Below are 17,623 nucleotides of genomic sequence, written 5' to 3'. Positions count from 1 at the left end.
AGAGTTTGGACGGTCGTACACATCCAAGCGCGAGTGGCGAAATTGGCAGACGCGCCAGATTTAGGTTCTGGTGTCCACGGACGTAGGGGTTCAAGTCCCCTCTCGCGCACTCTCTTGCACGTTTTTGCGTCAGATATGACGCAAAAACGTGGTGGAGAGCCCCTATCGCCCCACTTGAGCACGTAGATGCGACAGATGTGACGCGAAAACGTGGTAGAGCGGTACACGAGACCCCCTCTTGCACGCGTACCGCCACGTTCCACTCCACACGGGCGTGTTCGCACCGACGACCAAGATTCGCAGGTAGATAGCCGGTCGACCGCGGATCCGACCTCGCCAACGACCCCTAGCTGCGACAGATCGAACCTGAGGAGCACCGATCCGGCGTGGACCGATAGAGCGACGACCGGCCTCATCCTCGCTCGCGCGGGGAGCACACACTATTCACGTGCGTGTTTGCACGCCAAACACGCGATTTACCTTCACTTTCGACCCAACCTCCACCACCAGACACCTCTACAGCCGACATGGCATAACCTCAGGCGCCTGCGTGCGCAGCGGGCCGGGCGCGCTGTGATCAGTGGTTAATCGCCTGCCCGAGCCTGGCGAGCACCGCATCGAGCCTTCGCCGCATGGGCTTCCACCAAGGATTTGCACTCCATTCGGCGATCGCCGCGTTGATGCGAGCGATGTCCGCGTTCGTCACGAGTGAGATGTCGTTGCCTGCATGGCTGGTCGCCTCGATCATCCATTTGTGGATCAGTATCCGGCGGGGGGTGCGTGAGATCAGTGGCCACGGAGACACCTCGGGAATCTTGGGTAAATCATCGCGGTTGCCGAGGCGGGTGTAGAGGCTCCTCCTGGCGCTCAAGCGGGTCCGAACGTTCACCGCGGGCATAATCAGCACGATCACCAACCACCACAAGGCAACCGCCGTCCATGCCTGGTCGCTTCCTGGCGCGGATCTGAGCTGAATAACCGTGATCACCGCCATGGGTAGCAGACAGATCAGGGCGGCCCTGGCGATGAGCCAGTCTTCAGAGTCCTCCGTGACCACATGATCGATGGCCGCGAGCTCGCGTTGCAACCGGGCTTTCTTCAGCCTCGTTTCAGGTGGACAGTTGTCCTCCAAACCATCAATTTTCTTCTGCTCGTGATCGATTCGGCGCAGGAGCCTGTGCTCGGCATTAGTGCCGAGTGCTGGCCTCTCGAAACGGAAGGTGCGCAATGCGAGCAATGAGGCAGGAAGCCCTACGAACAGCGTGAAGATCCATTGCGTGATAGTCATCTACGGCCGCTCTCATGGTCTCTACGAATCAAGCTGGACAGCAGCGACAGTGTCCCAGCGGCTACCGACAGGTCGGGCCGCCCCCGCAGGAGCGGCCGCCCAGCTCGCGGCACTGGCCGCCGACGACCTCGCCGAAGGCGGCGTACTCGTCGCGCTCACCCGCTGCACCCACACCAGCGACGGCACACTCATCGACCCGACCGGCCCCGTCGTCACCGCCGGGCAGAACGCCGACCTGCTCTACTTCGACACATAGTCGCCGTCCCGATCACCGACGACACCATCACGGGCCCGCGCCGATGCGTCCACAAGCAGTCCCCTAGCGCGCCTCGGCACCGAAAAGCGCACGCCGATGTCCTCGTCTTCCTACAACCCCGCACCGCCGCCTGACGCTTCGATCCGCCGGCGCGGTAGTCGCCGCGCCCAGTCTGAAAGAGCTGCCGTCGATGAGCACATCCCTCAAGCACGCCAGTCCGTTCGGCTCCAGCGACAACGCCGGTGCACGCGCAGTCTCGGTGTGGGCCACCGCCAGTCCACGCCCGCCCGACAACGCGCCGGGCGCTACCACCCCGACAGCACCGCCCACCCAGCGAAAATGCTGCCCGCCATCGCCGCCCACGCCATCACCCACTACACCCGCCCCGGCGACCTCGTTCTGGACCCGATGTGCGGCATCGGCACCACCATCGTCGAAGCCCTCCACGCAGGGCGCCGCGCCCTCGGCGTCGAATACGAACAACGCTGGGCCAACATCGCCCGCACCAACATCGACATCGCCCGCACCGACGGAATCGAACACGACGCCCACGTATTCACCGGCGACGCCCGCAAACTCTCCACCGTTCTCCCCGAGACTGACCGAGGCGCGGTCGACCTGATCATCACCTCACCGCCCTACGGCGACTCCACCCACGGACACCTCACCACCGGCCCCGGCAAAGCGTCCACAAACGCAACCACCGCTACGGTGCCGTCCTCGACCGCGGCAACTTCGGCAACGTCGGCCTCAACCGCCTACTCTCCGGCTTCACCCGCATCCCCACCGAAGCCGCTACCTACCTCCGCCCCGGCGGCCACATCGTGATCACCGCCCGCCCCTGGCGACAACACGCAGAACTTGTCAACCTCCCCGCCTACATCATCACCTGCGGCACCCCGCCGACCTGATCCCCGTCGAACGCTGCGTCGCCCTCCTCGGCCACCTCGCCGACGGCGACCTCATCGCTCTCAGCTCTTTCTTCCAGCGCGCCTTCATCAGCAAACAACGCCGCGCAGGCCTCCTGTTCCACCTCATCGCCCACGAAGACGTCATAGTCCTGCAACGACGAGGGTCAGTCGGAGCGAAACAAGTCGAACAACTCCGCGCCGCAGCACAAACAGGCGTCGCATCGCTCCCGAGCGTCGCCACCTGGAACAACGAGCACTTGCCGGACAAGCGCGCGGCGTAAACCTCGGCACGAAAGAGAAATTCATAGGCCGCCCGGACGCAGAGGAGCCATCTATGATTTCGCACCGAACCGAATCACAATTAGGATCGGTAACGGGCATTTCCGAACACAACCGAACAGGATGCGAAGCTATGGCGCGCAAGGTAGTTGTCACCCTCATCGACGACTTCGACGGCACCTCGGTAGCCGAAGACACCGTCAGTTTCGAAATCGATGGCGCAGCATACGAAATCGACCTGTCCGACACCAACGCGACCAAGCTGCGCGCGGCATTCGACCAGTGGCGGCCGTATGCGCGTCGCGTAGGCCGCATCAAGTCGGCCGGTCGCCGGTCAGCCGCAGCAGCGACTACGGGAGATTCCTCCCGTCGGACCGATCTCGCCGCGATCCGGGCGTGGGCGAGCGAAAACGGCCACACCGTGTCCAGCCGGGGCAGGATCTCCTCCGAGGTCATCGCGGCCTACGAAGCGGCCGTCTAGATCGAGTACGGTCCGTCCGATGAAGCCCGACGTTCGGCGCGATCGTGCGGGTCGCACTGAGTTGCACTACTCGGCAGCCGATACCGAGGGCGAACGAGTCGCGGAAGTCCAGTACTTGCTCGACGAAGGCCATGACCCCAACGATCGCGATCATGCCGGCTTAACCCTTGCATTTCGCCGCGCAGTATGCCGGGATCGACACCGTGACAACGCTATTGGACGCCGGTGCCAACGCGCACTTGCAGGACGATAAGGGCGACACCCGTTGTTCTACGCGTTCCGTAGCCTGTGGAGCACACCGGACGTGGTCCGAGCGGCGATTTCGCTGCGGCGCCCGAGCATGGAGAAGCCGGTGAGGATCATCGCGATGTCGCGGCGGGCGGCGACCTTTTCCGGCCAGGTCGCCGCAGTGGTGTGGGCGGTGGTGATCATCGCGGTCACGACCGGGTGATCTGCTGGTGGTGCGTGGTCGATTTCGCGTCCGGCCGGGGTTTGGGTGGTGCGGACTCCGGCCAGGACCTCGCGGACCTTCTCGCCGGTCGGGATGGCCGGCATCGTGGTGGCGGTCGGCGATCGCGGCGATCCACACCGCCAGCGTCGACGCGGCAAGGTCCTTGCGCACGGCGCCGAGGGCGATGTACCGCTCGACGGTGACTTGCTCCGGTGTGCCGCAACCACATCAGCGCGCGGGGATCCCAGACGCTGGGGTCCTCGGCGCCGGTGAGGGTGTGTTCGGCGTAGGCGAAGTCCCACGGGCGATGGTGATGGCAGGCTTCGTGATAGACCTCGCCGACGGCACAGGCCAGCGTGCCCACCGCGCGTCGGCCGATCACGTCGAATGCCGCACGCAGGGAGTTGGACTCGCTGGGCAGAAATTCCGGCGCGGCCGGGCCCACCAGCGTTGGGCTGTGGCCGAGATCGTGGGTCATCCGGGGTCGCCGGCCTGGTCCGTGGCCACCGTGTCGGCGAGGCGGGCGCGGGCCGTGGTGAGCTCGGCCAGCGCGGTGTCGAGCAGTTCCAGCGCGCGGGTACCGGCGAGGGCGCGGGCCTCCTCGCTGAGAGTGGCCCAGTCACCGCGGGCGGTCCACTGCCCCAGCGGGATCCCGACCGACCCCACGGACTGAGCAGCGCGCCCGACCTCGCGGGCGACCTCGGTCCGCGTGAGGTACTCGGGGCTCGCGCGCAGCGCGGTGTGCTCCGAGCGGGTGTCGATCGCCGAGATGTCGGTCATGCGCGACCACCGCGGTGCGCGCCCTCAACTGTGTCCGGCACGGCGGGCAGCACGGTGCCCTGCCCATCGCAGTCGACTACCGACACGAGCGTGGTGGCCGTCATCGCCCGGACGAGGAAATCGAGCGCGGTGGTCTTGCGGAAGGGATCGGTCACGGAGTTCTCCTGGAAATCGGTGGCTGAGCTGCGGTTTCGAGCATCCTAGCGAGGGCCACCGACCACTTCCCCCGGTCACCGCATCTACTACTACCGAAAAACTGTGCTCTAGCAGGGGTATTGGGAGGCACGTGTCCGATAATCGACCTTCTCGGATACGTACCTGACACGGGTTTGGAAACTAGGTAGCGTGCTTAGATTCGTCATTTGGCTGCCAGTTGGCGACCTGGGGATTCGTCGCTCGTGTCAGTAGAGCTCGTCACGAAATGTCAGTAAACCGCTGGTCAAGGGCCAGTTCCGTTGCGTGCGCGAGTGCTCGGGATCCTGATGATGAGTCGCACCCGCGATGCTGCTTATCGTGGGCGATTCGGACGAAGGTCGTCATTCGTTGATCAGGTCCGACGCAAGATCGCTGAGTGTCGGCATGTCGACGACGGGTAGCACGCCGACCGGGATGTCCCAGTTGTACATCTTCCATGCGAGTGCGAGGAGGGATTTGCTTCGGGCTGGGTTGAACGTCGCGATTGCCCTAGCCACCCTCACGAGCACGTCAGCCTGCTGCTCCGGATCGGTGAGGTCGCGGGCCATCGTCTCGGCATGATAGGCGACCTGATCGGCACGGTCCGGATCATTCGACGCGATCACCCAGGCCACCACGGTGAGCGCACTAGCCTGTTGCTCCTGGTCGGTGATGCTGCGGGCGATGGCCTCGGCGCGGTCCGGATCAACCGAAGCGATCACGCCGACCATTCGGGCGAGCCCATTAGCCCGCTGCCCCGGGTCGGTGATGCCGCGGGCGATGGCCTCGGCGCGGTCCGGATCAACCCACGCGATCACGCCGGCCACCTGGGCGAGCACATCAGCCTGCTGCCACCGGTTGCCGATACCGCGCGCGATCGCCTCGGCACGATCGGCCAGCCGACCAGCACGGTCCGGATCAACCGACGCGAACGCCTCGACCACCCCGGCGAGGACCTCAGCCTGCTGTCGCGGGTTGGTGGTGGGGTCGCGGGCAATCGCCTCCGCGCGGTCCGGATCAACCGACGCGAACGCCACGACTACCCGGGCGAGCACATCAGCCTGCTGCCCCGGGTCGGTGAGGTCGCGGGCGATCGCCTCGGCACGATCGGCCAGCCGACCAGCACGGTCCGGATCGACCGACGCGACCACCTCGGCCACCCGGGCGAGGACCTCAGCCTGCTGTCGCGGGTTGGTGGTGGGGTCGCGGGCAATCGCCTCGGCGCGGTCCGGATCAACCGATGCAATCGCTCCGGCCACCCGAGCGAGCACGTCAGCCTGCTGCCACGGGTTGGTCAGGTCGCGGGCCATCGCCTCGGCGCGATCGGCAAGCCGACCGGCGCGGTCCGAATCAACCGACGCGATGGCCCCGGCCACCCGCATAAGTGCGTCAGCCTTCCGGACCGGGTCGGTCAGCTCGCGGGCCATCGCCTCCGCGCGGTCCGGATCGACCGACGCGATCGCCCCTGCCACCAGAGCGAGGACCTCAGCGTGCTCATCCGGGTTGGCAGCTCGCGTGTGATCGCTTCGGCGCGGTCCGGATCGACCGACGCGATCGCCCCTGCCACCAGAGCGAGGACCTCAGCGTGCTGATCCGGGTTGGTCAGCTCGCGTGTGATCGCTTCGGCGTGGTCCGGATCGACCGATGCGATCGCCTCGACCACTAGGGCGAGCCCGCGCACCCGGTGAATCACGTTGAAATTGCTGCGTGCGATGGCTTCTGCTCGGTCGGTCTGACCGAGGCGGACCCGCACGGAAACGAGTGCGATGGGGATGTGTTGGTTCCGCTCGTGGAGGTGGTCGCGTCGGCGGGCCAAGCGAGCGGTGGTCAGCAGGTCGGGTTCGGGTTGATCGCAGATGCATTGCTGCACATCACCAATCTCGGTCAGCGCGGCCCAATCACCTCCGGTACGGACGTATAAGAGTTCGTGTCGGGCAGGGTCGAGGGCCAGGCCCGCCATCCGCGGCAGATCGTGGTGGCGTTCGAGCACCGTGAAGTAGCGGTACAGCAGTAAGTTCGGGGTGGAATTCGGCCAGCCCTTCTCGCGGTACTGCTCGGCCCAGGCACCCAGCCGATCCAGGCTTGCGGTCAATAGCCTGGTGCCGAGTCGGGTTTCGGCGGTGCGCTGCAACGTTTCGTGCGCCAACGCATACACAGGATCCGGGCCGCCGCCGGGTTCGCTTGAGATCGTCGAAGCGCGGAAGCTGCGCCCGGCCCGCCCATGCAACAAGCGGTCGATCTCGAACGGTGCTGTGCTGGTGAGGGTTTCGAGTTCAGTGACTGACAGACCGTTGGCGACGGTGATCAACGCCAGCAGTTCACGCTCTCGTTCGGGTCCTTCGAGCAGAGCGTCGAGCTCGGCGACAGCTCGGTCACGGATCCCCGCGGCGAACTTGGATGCGGTAAGTAGGTAGCGGCGAGCCGTCGTCAGGGGATGGCCGTGCGGGATGGACAGACTTGGACCGTGGCGGGAGGCGACCAAGATTCGTAGATTCTCATTCGGCAGTGTTGGAAGCAGGCTGACGATGGGGGGTTTGCCGGTGTCCTCGTCCAAGCCGTCGACCACCAGTGCCAATCGCCGTTGCTTCTCGGCTTCCTGGCGGGCGGCGATAGCGAGTAGCTCGCTACGCAGGCCGTCGCGGTTGAGCACCTCGGCTTGAATGCGAGGTTTGTGATCCGGCAGCAGGATTGCGAGCTGATCGAGGATCGCGGCGGTGAACGCGTTGTGGTCGTTCTGGGCGGCTCGCCGGTCGGTAATGAAAAAGCTGACTACCGTGAGGTTCGGCGCCGGGTCCAGCGCGAACGTGGACAGCAACGCCGATTTGCCCGCCCATGGTTCGCCCTGTATCCACAGATACGACTGGCCGTCCCCGTTGCAAAACTCGGTCAGCATCTGCAGTTCGCGTTCCCGGTCCCGTAAGCGATCGATCGGAGCGATGGATTCGCGCACTTGGATCGCGTGCAGCGACATCAGCAGGCGGACCGCGGATCGACTTCGGTCTCGCCTTCCCCGCTGTGCCGTGCGCCCTGTGCTCCTCGGCGTTCCTCCCGCGCGGCGTGACGCAGCCGTTCCCAACGAGGCAGATCCAGCCGCTCATAGCTCGGATCACCGCGTTCGGCGCTCCCGTTCAAGAATCCGACGACAAGCCCGAATTCTCTCGATGAGTCCGGCACCGCCTTACCGGTCAACCAGTTGCTGACTGCGGCGTCCGACACTTCGACGCCGTTGTCCGCGCAGTGTTTCACGATCCGCGCGAGGGTCGGTTTGGTCATCGCCTTGTTCGCGGCCGCCCGCAGAGCAACAAGAGCCGTCGCGAGAGCCTGCGCCTTCGGGCCTGACTCGACCGCCATCAACCGTTTCCTTCCGGACACCTTCCGGAGCGGAAGATCACCGGAAGATTCTTTCGCGCACACCCCGACGAGGTCAGGTCACTGCGAGAGCGTTACCTTGCCTTTCCGACATCGACGCCAGAATCCGCCGGAGGTACGGTCCAGTCGACCCGCCAACAGCGGAGGGCCCCGGGGCCATCGGAGACGATGGTCCGTCCCCACACGAGCAACTCCTGCCGCGCGCACCACCGGCGCCGCCCGCCGGTGCATCGATCACCGCGATCTATAAGCACCGCACCTTGGCCGCGATGGCCGGCATGGCGATTTTGGCGGTGGCGCCTTCACCTGGGTCTGGCAGCCCAACGATTCCGGAGGTCAGATGACAGCCAAGCTGGTCACTGGCATGTACGCCGTATCCGCTCGAGGAGTTTCTGCCGGTCGGTGAGAATGTCCAGCAAATACACCACGGGGACAAGAACGATATCGGCGGGAAGACGGCCGCTGTGCTCAGCGAAGATCTCACTGCCCTTGCCACCGAAACCATGAGTCGTGTTGCGACGCGCGTTCCACAGTTGCAGGAGCCGCGATTCGGTGGTCGCGTCGGCGTTGGAGCTGGCGATGAAGAACTCATCAGCAACTTGGTTCGCGGCCGCCAGCGCGCGGTAGGCCGGAGCCATGATCACCGGTTTGATGCGGTCAGGGACATGTTCCTCGATAGCGGCGATGCGCTTCTGAATTCGTCTGGGCGACATGAGTTGACCGATTCCGCTGCTGCCGGTGAAGCTATCGCCGAGGATATCCATCGCAGGAAACATGAGCATGAGCTGTGTCGCCTCGTCGCGAGGATGACGAGTGATCGCACTGACCCGGGACAACAGGTGCTCGAGATTCAGCATCCACCGCTGGTGAGCTTCCGGCGCATAGTAGCCGTTCTTGTCGACGTAGCTGGTGGGAGCGAAGATGTCGACCATCGTCTTGTTGATCCGCTCAGCCCACCAGTCGACAGCGTCTGAATACGCGGCTTTGTGGAGAGCGTCGTCGTCCAACGCGTCCACATCGAAGCCTCGGGAAGAGCTGTGGAAGGTCAGACTTCCCAGAGAGTCGATCGAATGCGAGGTAGCGCCCGTCCCGCGGCCGCCGATCTGCCGACCGAACGTGTAGACGATGATCTGCCCGAGGCGAGAGGCCCCGATCCCCCAGACGTTCGGGGATAGGCTGCCCAGGAGCGGCGCGAAGTAAAGTCCGCCGAAAACGGTTCCTTCCAGCAGCGCACCGGATGATCGAAACGCCAATGCATTCGGATCGTCCATCGAACTCTTGACGATCTCGGCCACGCTGTTGTGCTTGAGCCGAAGGAATACCTGCGGGAGCTTCGACCAGCGGTAGGCGATGTCCGAAACTCGAATGTCGTGAACCGAGTGGTTCGGAAACAACGGCTCAGTCTTACCGTCCGGGTGAGTCAGAGTGAAGTCGGCAAGCAGGTCGCTGCACTGTTCGATCGCTGCGGGAACATCCTTGTCGGGCACTGCGATCAGATATTGGCGGATCCGTTCCAGCCTCGACGGCAGGTTCGGGTAGGCGTCAAGCGCTTGCGCGTGCCGGTCGAAGTCGTCCGACATGTTCGCCGGCATCCCTCCGGGCACTCCTGGCGTGGGCGCCCGCGAGATGTCGAACCGGCAGCGTTTGAGAGCGGGCCCGTGCAAGGTCTGGGCCTTGATGAGATTGATCGGACCCAGCGAGATCTCCCACTCGGCGCCGGACTTCGACGGGCCCCTATCGACCTGCAGACCGAAGTACTCCAGGAGGCCTGCCGGGTTCCCACCGTACATCTGCGGCGGAACATCAATCTTCATGATCGAACATCGTGGCACGTACCGCCGGACGCAGTGAAATCACGACTGGCCAGACGGCGCACGCGTCGACTGTCCTCGGAAGAACGATCCCCCTGAGCATTTCGGGTACGTAGCCTCAACGAACGGCGCCCAACTCCACTGGCGCACCTCGAGCTGCTCCAGAAAGGCAATCCCTACCCGCCGACGACACCGAATAGCCGTCACTGGTGAGAGAGAGCCTCAATCGGCATCCGGGTCGGCGGCCCGCGGTTCGCTATCCGTAGCGCTCACGCCCCGCAGACCCGCGCCCCCACACCTATCGCCGCCATCCACGCCTGGGCAGGCGAAAACGGTCTTGCCGGGTCCAACCGGGGAAGGGTCGCCACAGAGGTCGTTGCTGCCTACGCCGCGGAGTCTACATAGGACCTGATCCCAGGTCAGGCCCACTAGGAAACAAATTCCCAGAATGCCCTGCGATGGAGCAGGTTTGTCGGTGAGCGATTCGAACTGTCACCAGATTCAGACTCCGGCAGGACGTGTACAACCGTTTCGTCCTGGACTTCTTCGCGAGCCGACTCAACCGATGAACAGACCATCCCGTAGAGGCTGTCGAGCAGCCGCACCGGCCGTGCGGTGTCGGTTGCTCCAGGAGCCGGGAGAGCCGTGTAAGTCCCGAGGATGGTGCGGATCGAGCAAGTGACCAGTAGTTCTCGATCCAACGACACCCACAAGTGCCCAGCGTCGGTGGAGACACGGATGGGGCCGGTGGCTTTCACATCAACGGCGAAGTGCAAGCGTCTCAACGGCTTCCGGCTGGCGACAGGTAATCGAGGTCGCCGCCATGATGTCGGATGCCGATTACCGTCAGACCTGTTTCCTCACGGACTCCCCCCGCCAATGCCCCAGCAACCTGACTCTCCGGGTCCCACATTGGCCCCGGGGAGTTCGTGGGTAAGCCGGATGGGGCCGGTGCTGCTCACCTCCAGGAGCAGCACCTTCTCCCCCTGCGGTCGACGATCGCGCCGACACGCAATCCGACGCCGTCGCGTTCGCCGTACCCCAGCCGTAGAAGTGGGCGGTGTCGACGAGTGTGACACCTAGTTCGACGGCCTGCATAACAGGGTGATCGAGGTAGTGCGGGCATCGGTCGATTCGGTGGGCGATCGCGTCGCACCGAAGCCGAGACCGTGCACGCAGTGTCCGGCGAGCTCAACAGCCCCTTCCATCCGGCGTGCGCCGTCGATCGCCGATTCCACGTCCAGGGTTAGACGCGAGGGTCGCCGACCCGCCAGGAACCTCACGAGTCGGCCATGCTCTACGACAACCGATCGACTATCCCTGGTGATCCTCTTACCTGGCATCCGGCGACATCTGGCCTGGGAGGAGCGCAATCCGCCCGCCTGAGATTTGCACACGCACTCTGGTTACGCGGAGGAAGACCATACCGACCAACGCTGCGCTAATCGCAGAAATCGCCCCGCAGGCGAACAGACCGAACCGCGGCCCGAATTCCTCGGCGAGCCACCCCACCGCAGGGCCACCAATCGGTGTACCCCCCGAAAAAACTATCATGTTCAGCGACATCACCCGCCCCCGCATCGCGGGTTCCGCCTCCAGCTGCAGCATGGAGTTGCTTGAGGTATCGAAGGTGACGACCACGAGACCGACCAACACGAGCAGGGCAGTGAAAAACCAATACTGTGGAGCGAAGGCGACCACCGTTTCCAATGCTCCGAGACAAATGGCGGTGGAAACCAGCATACGCATGCGTATTCGACCACGACGGCTGGCCAGCAGCGCACCCATCAGTGATCCCATCGCCAGAGCTGTGTTGAGCAGTCCGTACCTCCCGGCGTCGACATCGAAGACGTCATAGGCGAAGCCGGACAGCACGACGGGGAAGTTGTAGGCGAACGTCCCGACGAAGGCAACCAGCACAATCGGGCCGAGCAGTTGTGGATGGGCGCTCACGTAGCGAAGCCCCTCGCGCACTTGCCCTTTCCGGCGCGTCGGCCGAGCTGCAGGTATCAACTCCGACTGCTGCATCGCTAGCAAGGCCCCGATGACGGCGAGGAACGAGCAGGCGTTGATTGCGAAGGCCCAACCGGAACCGACCGCAGCGATCAAGGCTCCGGCGACTGCTGGTCCCACCAGTCGCGCGGCCTGGAAGCTCGCGGAGTTCAGGCTGATAGCGTTGTGTAGCCTCCGTTGTCCGACGATTTCTGGGACAAACGATTGCCGGCTTGGGATGTCGACAACGGTCACCATCCCAAGCAACAGGGCCAGCAAGTACACGTGCCAGACCTTGGCCATACCGATCAGCGTTAGAACGGCGAGGATCGCAGCGAGCAGACCCATGACGGCTTGGGTGATCATGAGTAGACCTCGCCTGGAAAAGCGATCCGCGATGACCCCACCATAGAGGCCGAATAACAAGATAGGAAGAAACTGCATAGCTGTGGTGATGCCAACGGCGAACGAGCTGCCGGTGAGATCGAGCACCAACCAGTCCTGCGCGATCCGCTGCATCCAAGTTCCGGTATTCGAAACGACCTGACCGGCGAAGTAATAGCGGTAGTTGCGGATCGCGAAAGCGGCGAACATTCCTCGTGCTTCGGCGTGCTGCTTTAGCGAAGAAGCGGGAAGATCCGGCCGGGATCCAACAGGGACGATGGTGCTCTCGTGCAATTGAGGGACGGTCAAGACTGCCTTACTCGTTCAGCTCCTTGCTTCGGAGAGGAAGCAAGGCAGGCTACGGGGGACGGGGAACTTGGTCTTCCGCTCGGCGGAGAGGCCATCCTGACTATCGAGCGCTGCACCACGATCGATTTGCTTACGGAACAACCGCAGGCAGCGCTCCCGCCAGCGAGGACACTGACTACTTGAGCGCTGCGTACGCTGGTGCTGGATGAACGTCGGCCGGATGTGGACAACGCACACGCGAAGCGGGGCTAGATTTCGGCATTCGCTCAGGCGCTACTGACCTGCCTTGCGTCACCATTGCGCAAGGACCTGGATGGCCTCAGGTCCGATTTGACGAAGAGCCGGAGAAGCCATCGGTCGGCGCCATCGAACTGCGGGGTGAATCCCGTTCTTCCGTGCAGTGTTACGCGATTGTCCACGATAGCTATCTGTCCGGACTTGAGCTTCTCGACCGAGGTGATCGACCCCAATACTGACCACAGTTCAGCCAGAGCCGCGGACGCTACATTGTCCACTCCGGTAGTCACACTCATGTCGGCCCGAATATCGGGATCGTCCAGCGCACCGCTGAGAACAGGATGCGCTGGAGTTTCATGAGATGCGACGAATGATGCAGGGGCGGCCGTTCGGAAGCGAGACTCGAACAGCGTGGCAACAGTTGAATCGCGCAGAAGTCCCAGCGCCCTGCGCAATGGCGCGAGACGAAGTCCGGCCTCCCTACGATGATCCTCGCGAACACACAGCAGCAACACGAAATCAGGTCGGTGATCGTGGAAAGCATTCTCGACGTGTAAATCGAACTCGTCCGATCCTGCATTGCTCTGAGTGGTCTCGTACCCGGGAACTGGTACGATATCATGAATCAGTGAACCGGATTTCTCCTCGACATATCCTATCGGCTCACCCAAAATGCTGCCTACAGCGATGAGGGCAGCTGCCTCGGGCGACGCAAATTTTTGAAATGCGCCGTACCTATCGGGAGTTGGCCTGAGCTGCAGATGGTCGGTTGATATTCGGTCGATCAACAGCGCACCAGCAGGTTGAGAATTCCTTCTGAACTGGCGAATCTCAGAGAATACGGAGACCGGCATTCGAGCGGCATTGATCGCTTGTTTGAGCAACCACTCCTCGTTGTCGATTCTAACTGCTTGCTCGCCAGAGTCGCAGGAAAGTAGGTTGCACCATTCTCTTCTTTCGGCCTGGTTTATCCGAATGCGGGGAATATTCAACATTGTCTCTCCGGAGCTATATTTGGTGATTGATTCGCCGCTCATAATGAAACGGCTCGACTTAAACCCAATGCCGTTAACTTACGGCCCGGTTTAGCAGGATCCTTAGCGGGCTGCCGCGGTTGATATTCCTGTACTGCACGGTCTTTCGGAGGGTGACTTTGTGTCGCCCGGCGCGTCTGGTGACGCGGGGGTAGGTCGTCGCCCTCCCGGCAGGATCGGGCGTTGCGCGATCTCGACGACCGCATCGGACCGGGCTGTGGTCAGCAAGTCCAGGTCAGCGAAAAACCCGCCTGTCCGGTGAGCGATTGCCGAACTACGCGCAGGGAACGGAATGAACGACAGCCGTCAACGCCAGCACAAAATAGACCACCACCCCGCACCGGCAGCCGCAGTCGTCGCTTCTCCGCCCGGCACGTCTCGGCCAGCACCTCATCGACCAGGCCCGGACCGACCACCCGGGTCAGCACACCCAACCCGATCCGATCGATCAACTGGTCCACGACCTTCGCCGCGGGTCGGCCCGATACATACTGCCCTGCAACAGATCCAGATCGCTGAGTCGTCGTAGCAGCTGACCAGCCCGAACAACGCAAGTTAACAGTATTGACTCGAACGCGAATTGTGTGTTTGGCTAGTCCCCTCATTCCGAAGCCAACCTTTCGAGGGTGGATATGAAATCGTCGACAAAGTTTCGCGCCGCCCCTTCGTGCAAAGTTTTTGATTTCCAGGAAAGGCGGCCTTCACCAGTGTTCCACCTGCTTCCGCGAGCCACGAATAACGAAATCGGAAACTTCGCGTAACTGTCCGGTGGCGGCATCGAAACCCACGTGATTGGCCCCGTATTTCTCGTAACGCCACGCGTCTCGAAGGCGAGCGAAACCCTTTGAATCCCCGACATCTCTCGTCGAATCAAGTCGATATCTGCGAAACGATGGGAAGCGGCGAAGGAGACTGCCTTCTGCATGGACTCCACCGCCTCTACAGAAGAACGATCGGCGCAGAAATGAGTTGCTGAGATGATCGGAATCGAACTCACGAAGCAGCCGATAATACCCATCTCCGAGAACTGACGTCGGAGACTCATTGGGGTCACGATCACAGTGGGATGTGTCGCGCTATAGCGCGCAACGGTGCGTTGGTAAGCGACCAGAAAAAAGGCCGATTCCGACACCGCCATGCCGGCAGCGCGATTTTCGACTGCTCGGTCCAGCCAGCGCGGTATGCTGAATCTCAGTGAGCCTGCCTGTGCGGTTGACGCGACTTCTTCTGCGGAGATCTTACTCAAAGCGCCGCGTCCCAAATAGACCGAATGTACTATTTCCTCGGCGTCGCGCTTGGCTTCCGACTTCGACTCGGGGGTAACCGATCGCGCCGCCCAGTCGCTGTATCGGAGATCTTCCTCACGAAATCGAACAGTGCCTGTACTACGTTCGAAGACCTCCACCCAGATCAACTCGACGGCACGCTCATCGACGAATGCATGATGTGTGACCAGAGCACAGATCGCGTTCCCCGAATCTGCGCCTCCACTCAGCCGAAACAGGATTGCGCGGGTATGGGGGTAGCAATGCAAATCCAGAAGATCTATGACTCGATGGCGTTCACGATGGAGTCGATCCGCAGCCTGTGTTTCGGCTTCAGAAAAATCCAAGTCGGTAAGATCCACTTCTTCGATGGAGAAATGTGCACTCACACCTGAAACTCCACCCGAGGCGACCAAAGAGAAGGATTCGTCGTAGCTGAATCGCCACGTGAGAACGTCGTGCCGAGTCAAGGTAGAGGACACCGCGGCCACAAGCTCACTCCAGTTGGGGATGCCCTTCGCCCGCACTGCACTCACCACCGTGTAAGCTGCCGGATTATCCGACTTCGCCCAAGCCTCCGCCCCCAAGATCGCCAACTGGACCGGAGAAACGACTCTGTGACGCTTGCGGAGGTCAGGTGTATGCCAACTGGACGTCATACTAATTCAACCATTTCGGAAGTTTACTTACGGACATGCTATTCTGGTCGACATTCGATGAGCCGAGTATCGATTTGTCGAGCCCTGCCGGCACCATCGCCAGGAAGTCTCGACTTCGCTAGCCCATGCGATCGACAATCAGTGCCGCAAGATCAAGCGGAGTCGGATTGTCGAAGATATCGACAGCCGAAACATCCACTCCATACTCGCGTTTGATTACCGCAGAGACCACCACTGTCTCCACGCTGCGGATTCCGAGCTGGAACAGGTCGTCATCCACCGCGACCGTGCTGTCGGAAATCTTGGAGAACACTGCAGTTAGGTGTTTGACAATTCGCGCCATATCGCGCGGCCCCGAACGCTGCCACCTCGGAGACTCCGAACCGACAGGACTTCCCGGCCTGCTGGCCTCGAAACGCCCGGCGGTAAACAGTCGGTTCGCCTGCTCCTCAAGCGCCTTCCTGTCGACCTTGCCGTGGCTGGTCAGTGGCAATTTTTCGATAACTTCGATTTTCGTCGGCCTCATTACTGGCGGAAGCGTGCGGATCAAAGCGTCTTCGATCTGCACGGCGGTGCGGTCCGTCGAGCGCTCCACGAAGGCCACAAGCGTGTTCTCCGAGAGGATCACGGCCGCGGACGCCCCCGAAGCAGCTTCACGCACCGCCGATTCGACTTCGCCGGGTTCGATCCGAACTCCCCCGATCTTGATCTGGCCGTCGATACGACCCAGGTAACGTAGCTGACCCGTGGCGTCGACACGGACCTGATCGCCGGTACGGTAGAAACGTTCTCCGGATCGAGTCTCGAATCTGTCGTTGGAATAGTTGATGTACCCCGTTGCCACGCAGGGCCCCCCGACAACAAGTTCGCCGACAGCGTCATCACTATCCGATTGCGCGTCGACAATCACCCTAGCGCCCGGATGCGGGCGACCGATCGGGACTTTGCCAGAGCGGGGCTCACTCGGCTGAATCTCGTGAAACGTACACCCCACGGTAGCCTCGGTGGGCCCATAGTGGTTGAATATGCGTGCTCGTGAATTCCGAAGCCATCCGACATCCTGATAGTCGACGGCTTCGCCGCCTACGACGAAACTTCCCTGAAGCTCTTTTACGACGTCGGCCTCGACCAGATCACCGACCGCCCGTGCGAGCGTGGGGGTCATCTTGACCAAGAGCGGGGAACGCGTGGTCCGCAGGAACTCTGCAAGTTCGACCGACACCGGCGCCTTCCCCTCGAAGATCTCCGCCACAGCGTGGGTCACCAGCGGTGGCATCAATTGAGTGAGAGAGCTGTCGAAAGTTGGTGGGACATAGAGAGGTACCGCCGTCTGCTCGCCCGAATGCACGAACCTCTCGCATACCGCGTGCACGTAGGACGATAGAGCCTTGTGCCCTACGCTGACGCCTTTCGGGTCGCCGGTCGACCCGGAGGTGAAAATCACATAGGCTTCATTGCCGTCGTGCTCGCGCTCGTTCCCGAGAGTTCTCGCCCCGGAAACCGAAAGTGGCGAACCAAGATTGAACATGACTGTCGGTCGACCTGTATCGGTCAATGAAGCTTCCCGGCCCGAGGTGATGACGACGGTGGGCCTACTCGCTGAAATCATTCTGTCGAGTTTGGGTTTCACCTCGGAACTGGCAAGAGGCACATACGAAGAACCGCAGGTCCATACAGCTGCAATGGCGATCAGCAACTCTGAACTCGGAGGGATCGCCAACGCTACGCGGGATCCGACACCGACGTCCAATCTCAGCAGGGCATCGGCGAGTTCTTCGGTAGACCTGAAAAACTCGCTTCTCGTCATAACAGAACTTCCCCGCCGAATGACAGCTTCGGACCCGTAATTCTTGCACCGTTCTTGTAGGTCATGCAGCACAGTCATTCTGGCCCTCTCGAACGAATCGTTTCGTCGCCGCGCTCTTCGTGGAGACCACTTGATC

General features: G+C 62.3%; 18 protein-coding genes and 1 tRNA gene. 5 read left to right on the top strand and 14 right to left on the bottom strand.

Going from position 1 to position 17,623, the window contains the following annotated elements; genetic code table 11:
* The first annotated feature begins 27 nt into the window (after positions 1-27).
* A tRNA-Leu gene (locus ACFTS5_RS11120) sits at positions 28-109 on the top strand.
* Between the two features lie 468 nt (positions 110-577).
* On the opposite strand, the gene ACFTS5_RS11115 is transcribed toward ACFTS5_RS11120, so the two are convergent.
* Entirely contained in the window at positions 578-1,288 is a 711-nt protein-coding gene (locus ACFTS5_RS11115) for a hypothetical protein (RefSeq protein ID WP_378629832.1), read from the bottom strand.
* Positions 1,289-1,337: 49 nt separating this feature from the next.
* Between ACFTS5_RS11115 and ACFTS5_RS11110 the strand changes: the two genes are divergently transcribed.
* Together ACFTS5_RS11110 and ACFTS5_RS11105 are read left to right on the top strand one after the other, a co-directional pair.
* Complete coding sequence (locus ACFTS5_RS11110) at positions 1,338-1,544, top strand: hypothetical protein (RefSeq protein ID WP_378629830.1); 207 nt, start codon at positions 1,338-1,340, stop codon at positions 1,542-1,544.
* A 261-nt stretch (positions 1,545-1,805) separates the two neighbouring features.
* A complete protein-coding gene (locus ACFTS5_RS11105; protein WP_378629829.1) occupies positions 1,806-2,372 on the top strand; it encodes a TRM11 family SAM-dependent methyltransferase in 567 nt (188 codons plus the stop codon).
* Positions 2,373-2,421: 49 nt separating this feature from the next.
* On the opposite strand, the gene ACFTS5_RS11100 is transcribed toward ACFTS5_RS11105, so the two are convergent.
* Positions 2,422-2,610, bottom strand: coding sequence for a hypothetical protein (locus ACFTS5_RS11100; RefSeq protein WP_378629828.1), 189 nt, complete (start codon positions 2,608-2,610; stop codon positions 2,422-2,424).
* Between the two features lie 257 nt (positions 2,611-2,867).
* Here ACFTS5_RS11100 and ACFTS5_RS11095 point away from each other — a divergent pair, with 257 nt between their 5' ends.
* Together ACFTS5_RS11095 and ACFTS5_RS11090 are read left to right on the top strand one after the other, a co-directional pair.
* Positions 2,868-3,215 (top strand): Lsr2 family protein, encoded by a 348-nt coding sequence (locus tag ACFTS5_RS11095; RefSeq protein WP_378629827.1) that lies wholly within the window; start codon positions 2,868-2,870, stop codon positions 3,213-3,215.
* Between the two features lie 167 nt (positions 3,216-3,382).
* Complete coding sequence (locus ACFTS5_RS11090) at positions 3,383-3,571, top strand: hypothetical protein (protein ID WP_378629825.1); 189 nt, start codon at positions 3,383-3,385, stop codon at positions 3,569-3,571.
* On the opposite strand, the gene ACFTS5_RS11085 is transcribed toward ACFTS5_RS11090, so the two are convergent.
* The 12 genes from ACFTS5_RS11085 to ACFTS5_RS11030 form a co-directional block, all read right to left on the bottom strand.
* Positions 3,486-3,770: a hypothetical protein gene (locus ACFTS5_RS11085; protein WP_378630039.1), complete on the bottom strand. Its 285-nt coding sequence runs from the start codon at positions 3,768-3,770 to the stop codon at positions 3,486-3,488. The two genes, ACFTS5_RS11090 and ACFTS5_RS11085, sit on opposite strands and share 86 nt — an antisense overlap.
* Positions 3,771-4,140: 370 nt before the next feature.
* The gene (locus tag ACFTS5_RS11080) at positions 4,141-4,446 is read right to left on the bottom strand and encodes a hypothetical protein (RefSeq protein WP_378629824.1); all 306 of its coding nucleotides are present in this window, start codon (positions 4,444-4,446) and stop codon (positions 4,141-4,143) included.
* A complete protein-coding gene (locus ACFTS5_RS11075; RefSeq protein ID WP_378629822.1) occupies positions 4,443-4,601 on the bottom strand; it encodes a hypothetical protein in 159 nt (52 codons plus the stop codon). The genes ACFTS5_RS11080 and ACFTS5_RS11075 overlap by 4 nt, the downstream gene beginning before the upstream one ends.
* Positions 4,602-4,982: 381 nt before the next feature.
* Positions 4,983-6,092, bottom strand: a complete 1,110-nt coding sequence (locus ACFTS5_RS11070; RefSeq protein WP_378629820.1) for a hypothetical protein — start codon at positions 6,090-6,092, stop codon at positions 4,983-4,985.
* Positions 6,032-7,591, bottom strand: coding sequence for a hypothetical protein (locus tag ACFTS5_RS11065; protein WP_378629818.1), 1,560 nt, complete (start codon positions 7,589-7,591; stop codon positions 6,032-6,034). The genes ACFTS5_RS11070 and ACFTS5_RS11065 overlap by 61 nt, the downstream gene beginning before the upstream one ends.
* Positions 7,591-7,971, bottom strand: coding sequence for a hypothetical protein (locus tag ACFTS5_RS11060; protein WP_378629817.1), 381 nt, complete (start codon positions 7,969-7,971; stop codon positions 7,591-7,593). The genes ACFTS5_RS11065 and ACFTS5_RS11060 overlap by 1 nt, the downstream gene beginning before the upstream one ends.
* A 374-nt stretch (positions 7,972-8,345) precedes the next feature.
* Positions 8,346-9,803 carry a hypothetical protein gene (locus ACFTS5_RS11055; RefSeq protein WP_378629815.1) on the bottom strand — a complete coding sequence of 486 codons (1,458 nt, stop codon included), beginning with the start codon at positions 9,801-9,803 and terminating at the stop codon, positions 8,346-8,348.
* Positions 9,804-11,132: 1,329 nt separating this feature from the next.
* Positions 11,133-12,470 carry an MFS transporter gene (locus ACFTS5_RS11050; RefSeq protein ID WP_378629814.1) on the bottom strand — a complete coding sequence of 446 codons (1,338 nt, stop codon included), beginning with the start codon at positions 12,468-12,470 and terminating at the stop codon, positions 11,133-11,135.
* Positions 12,471-12,751: 281 nt separating this feature from the next.
* Positions 12,752-13,717: a TauD/TfdA family dioxygenase gene (locus ACFTS5_RS11045; RefSeq protein ID WP_378629812.1), complete on the bottom strand. Its 966-nt coding sequence runs from the start codon at positions 13,715-13,717 to the stop codon at positions 12,752-12,754.
* Positions 13,718-13,977: 260 nt separating this feature from the next.
* A complete protein-coding gene (locus ACFTS5_RS11040) occupies positions 13,978-14,217 on the bottom strand; it encodes a hypothetical protein (RefSeq protein WP_378629810.1) in 240 nt (79 codons plus the stop codon).
* A gap of 140 nt (positions 14,218-14,357) precedes the next feature.
* Complete coding sequence (locus tag ACFTS5_RS11035) at positions 14,358-15,680, bottom strand: condensation domain-containing protein (RefSeq protein WP_378629808.1); 1,323 nt, start codon at positions 15,678-15,680, stop codon at positions 14,358-14,360.
* Between the two features lie 118 nt (positions 15,681-15,798).
* Positions 15,799-17,565 (bottom strand): AMP-binding protein, encoded by a 1,767-nt coding sequence (locus ACFTS5_RS11030; protein ID WP_378629807.1) that lies wholly within the window; start codon positions 17,563-17,565, stop codon positions 15,799-15,801.
* Between the last annotated feature and the right edge of the window lie 58 nt (positions 17,566-17,623).

The sequence above is a fragment of the Nocardia sp. NPDC056952 genome (genome assembly GCF_042674185.1).
Lineage (GTDB): Bacteria > Actinomycetota > Actinomycetes > Mycobacteriales > Mycobacteriaceae > Nocardia.
The sequence above is the reverse complement of the archived record's forward strand: the minus strand, read 5'-3'. Positions and strand labels throughout refer to the sequence as shown.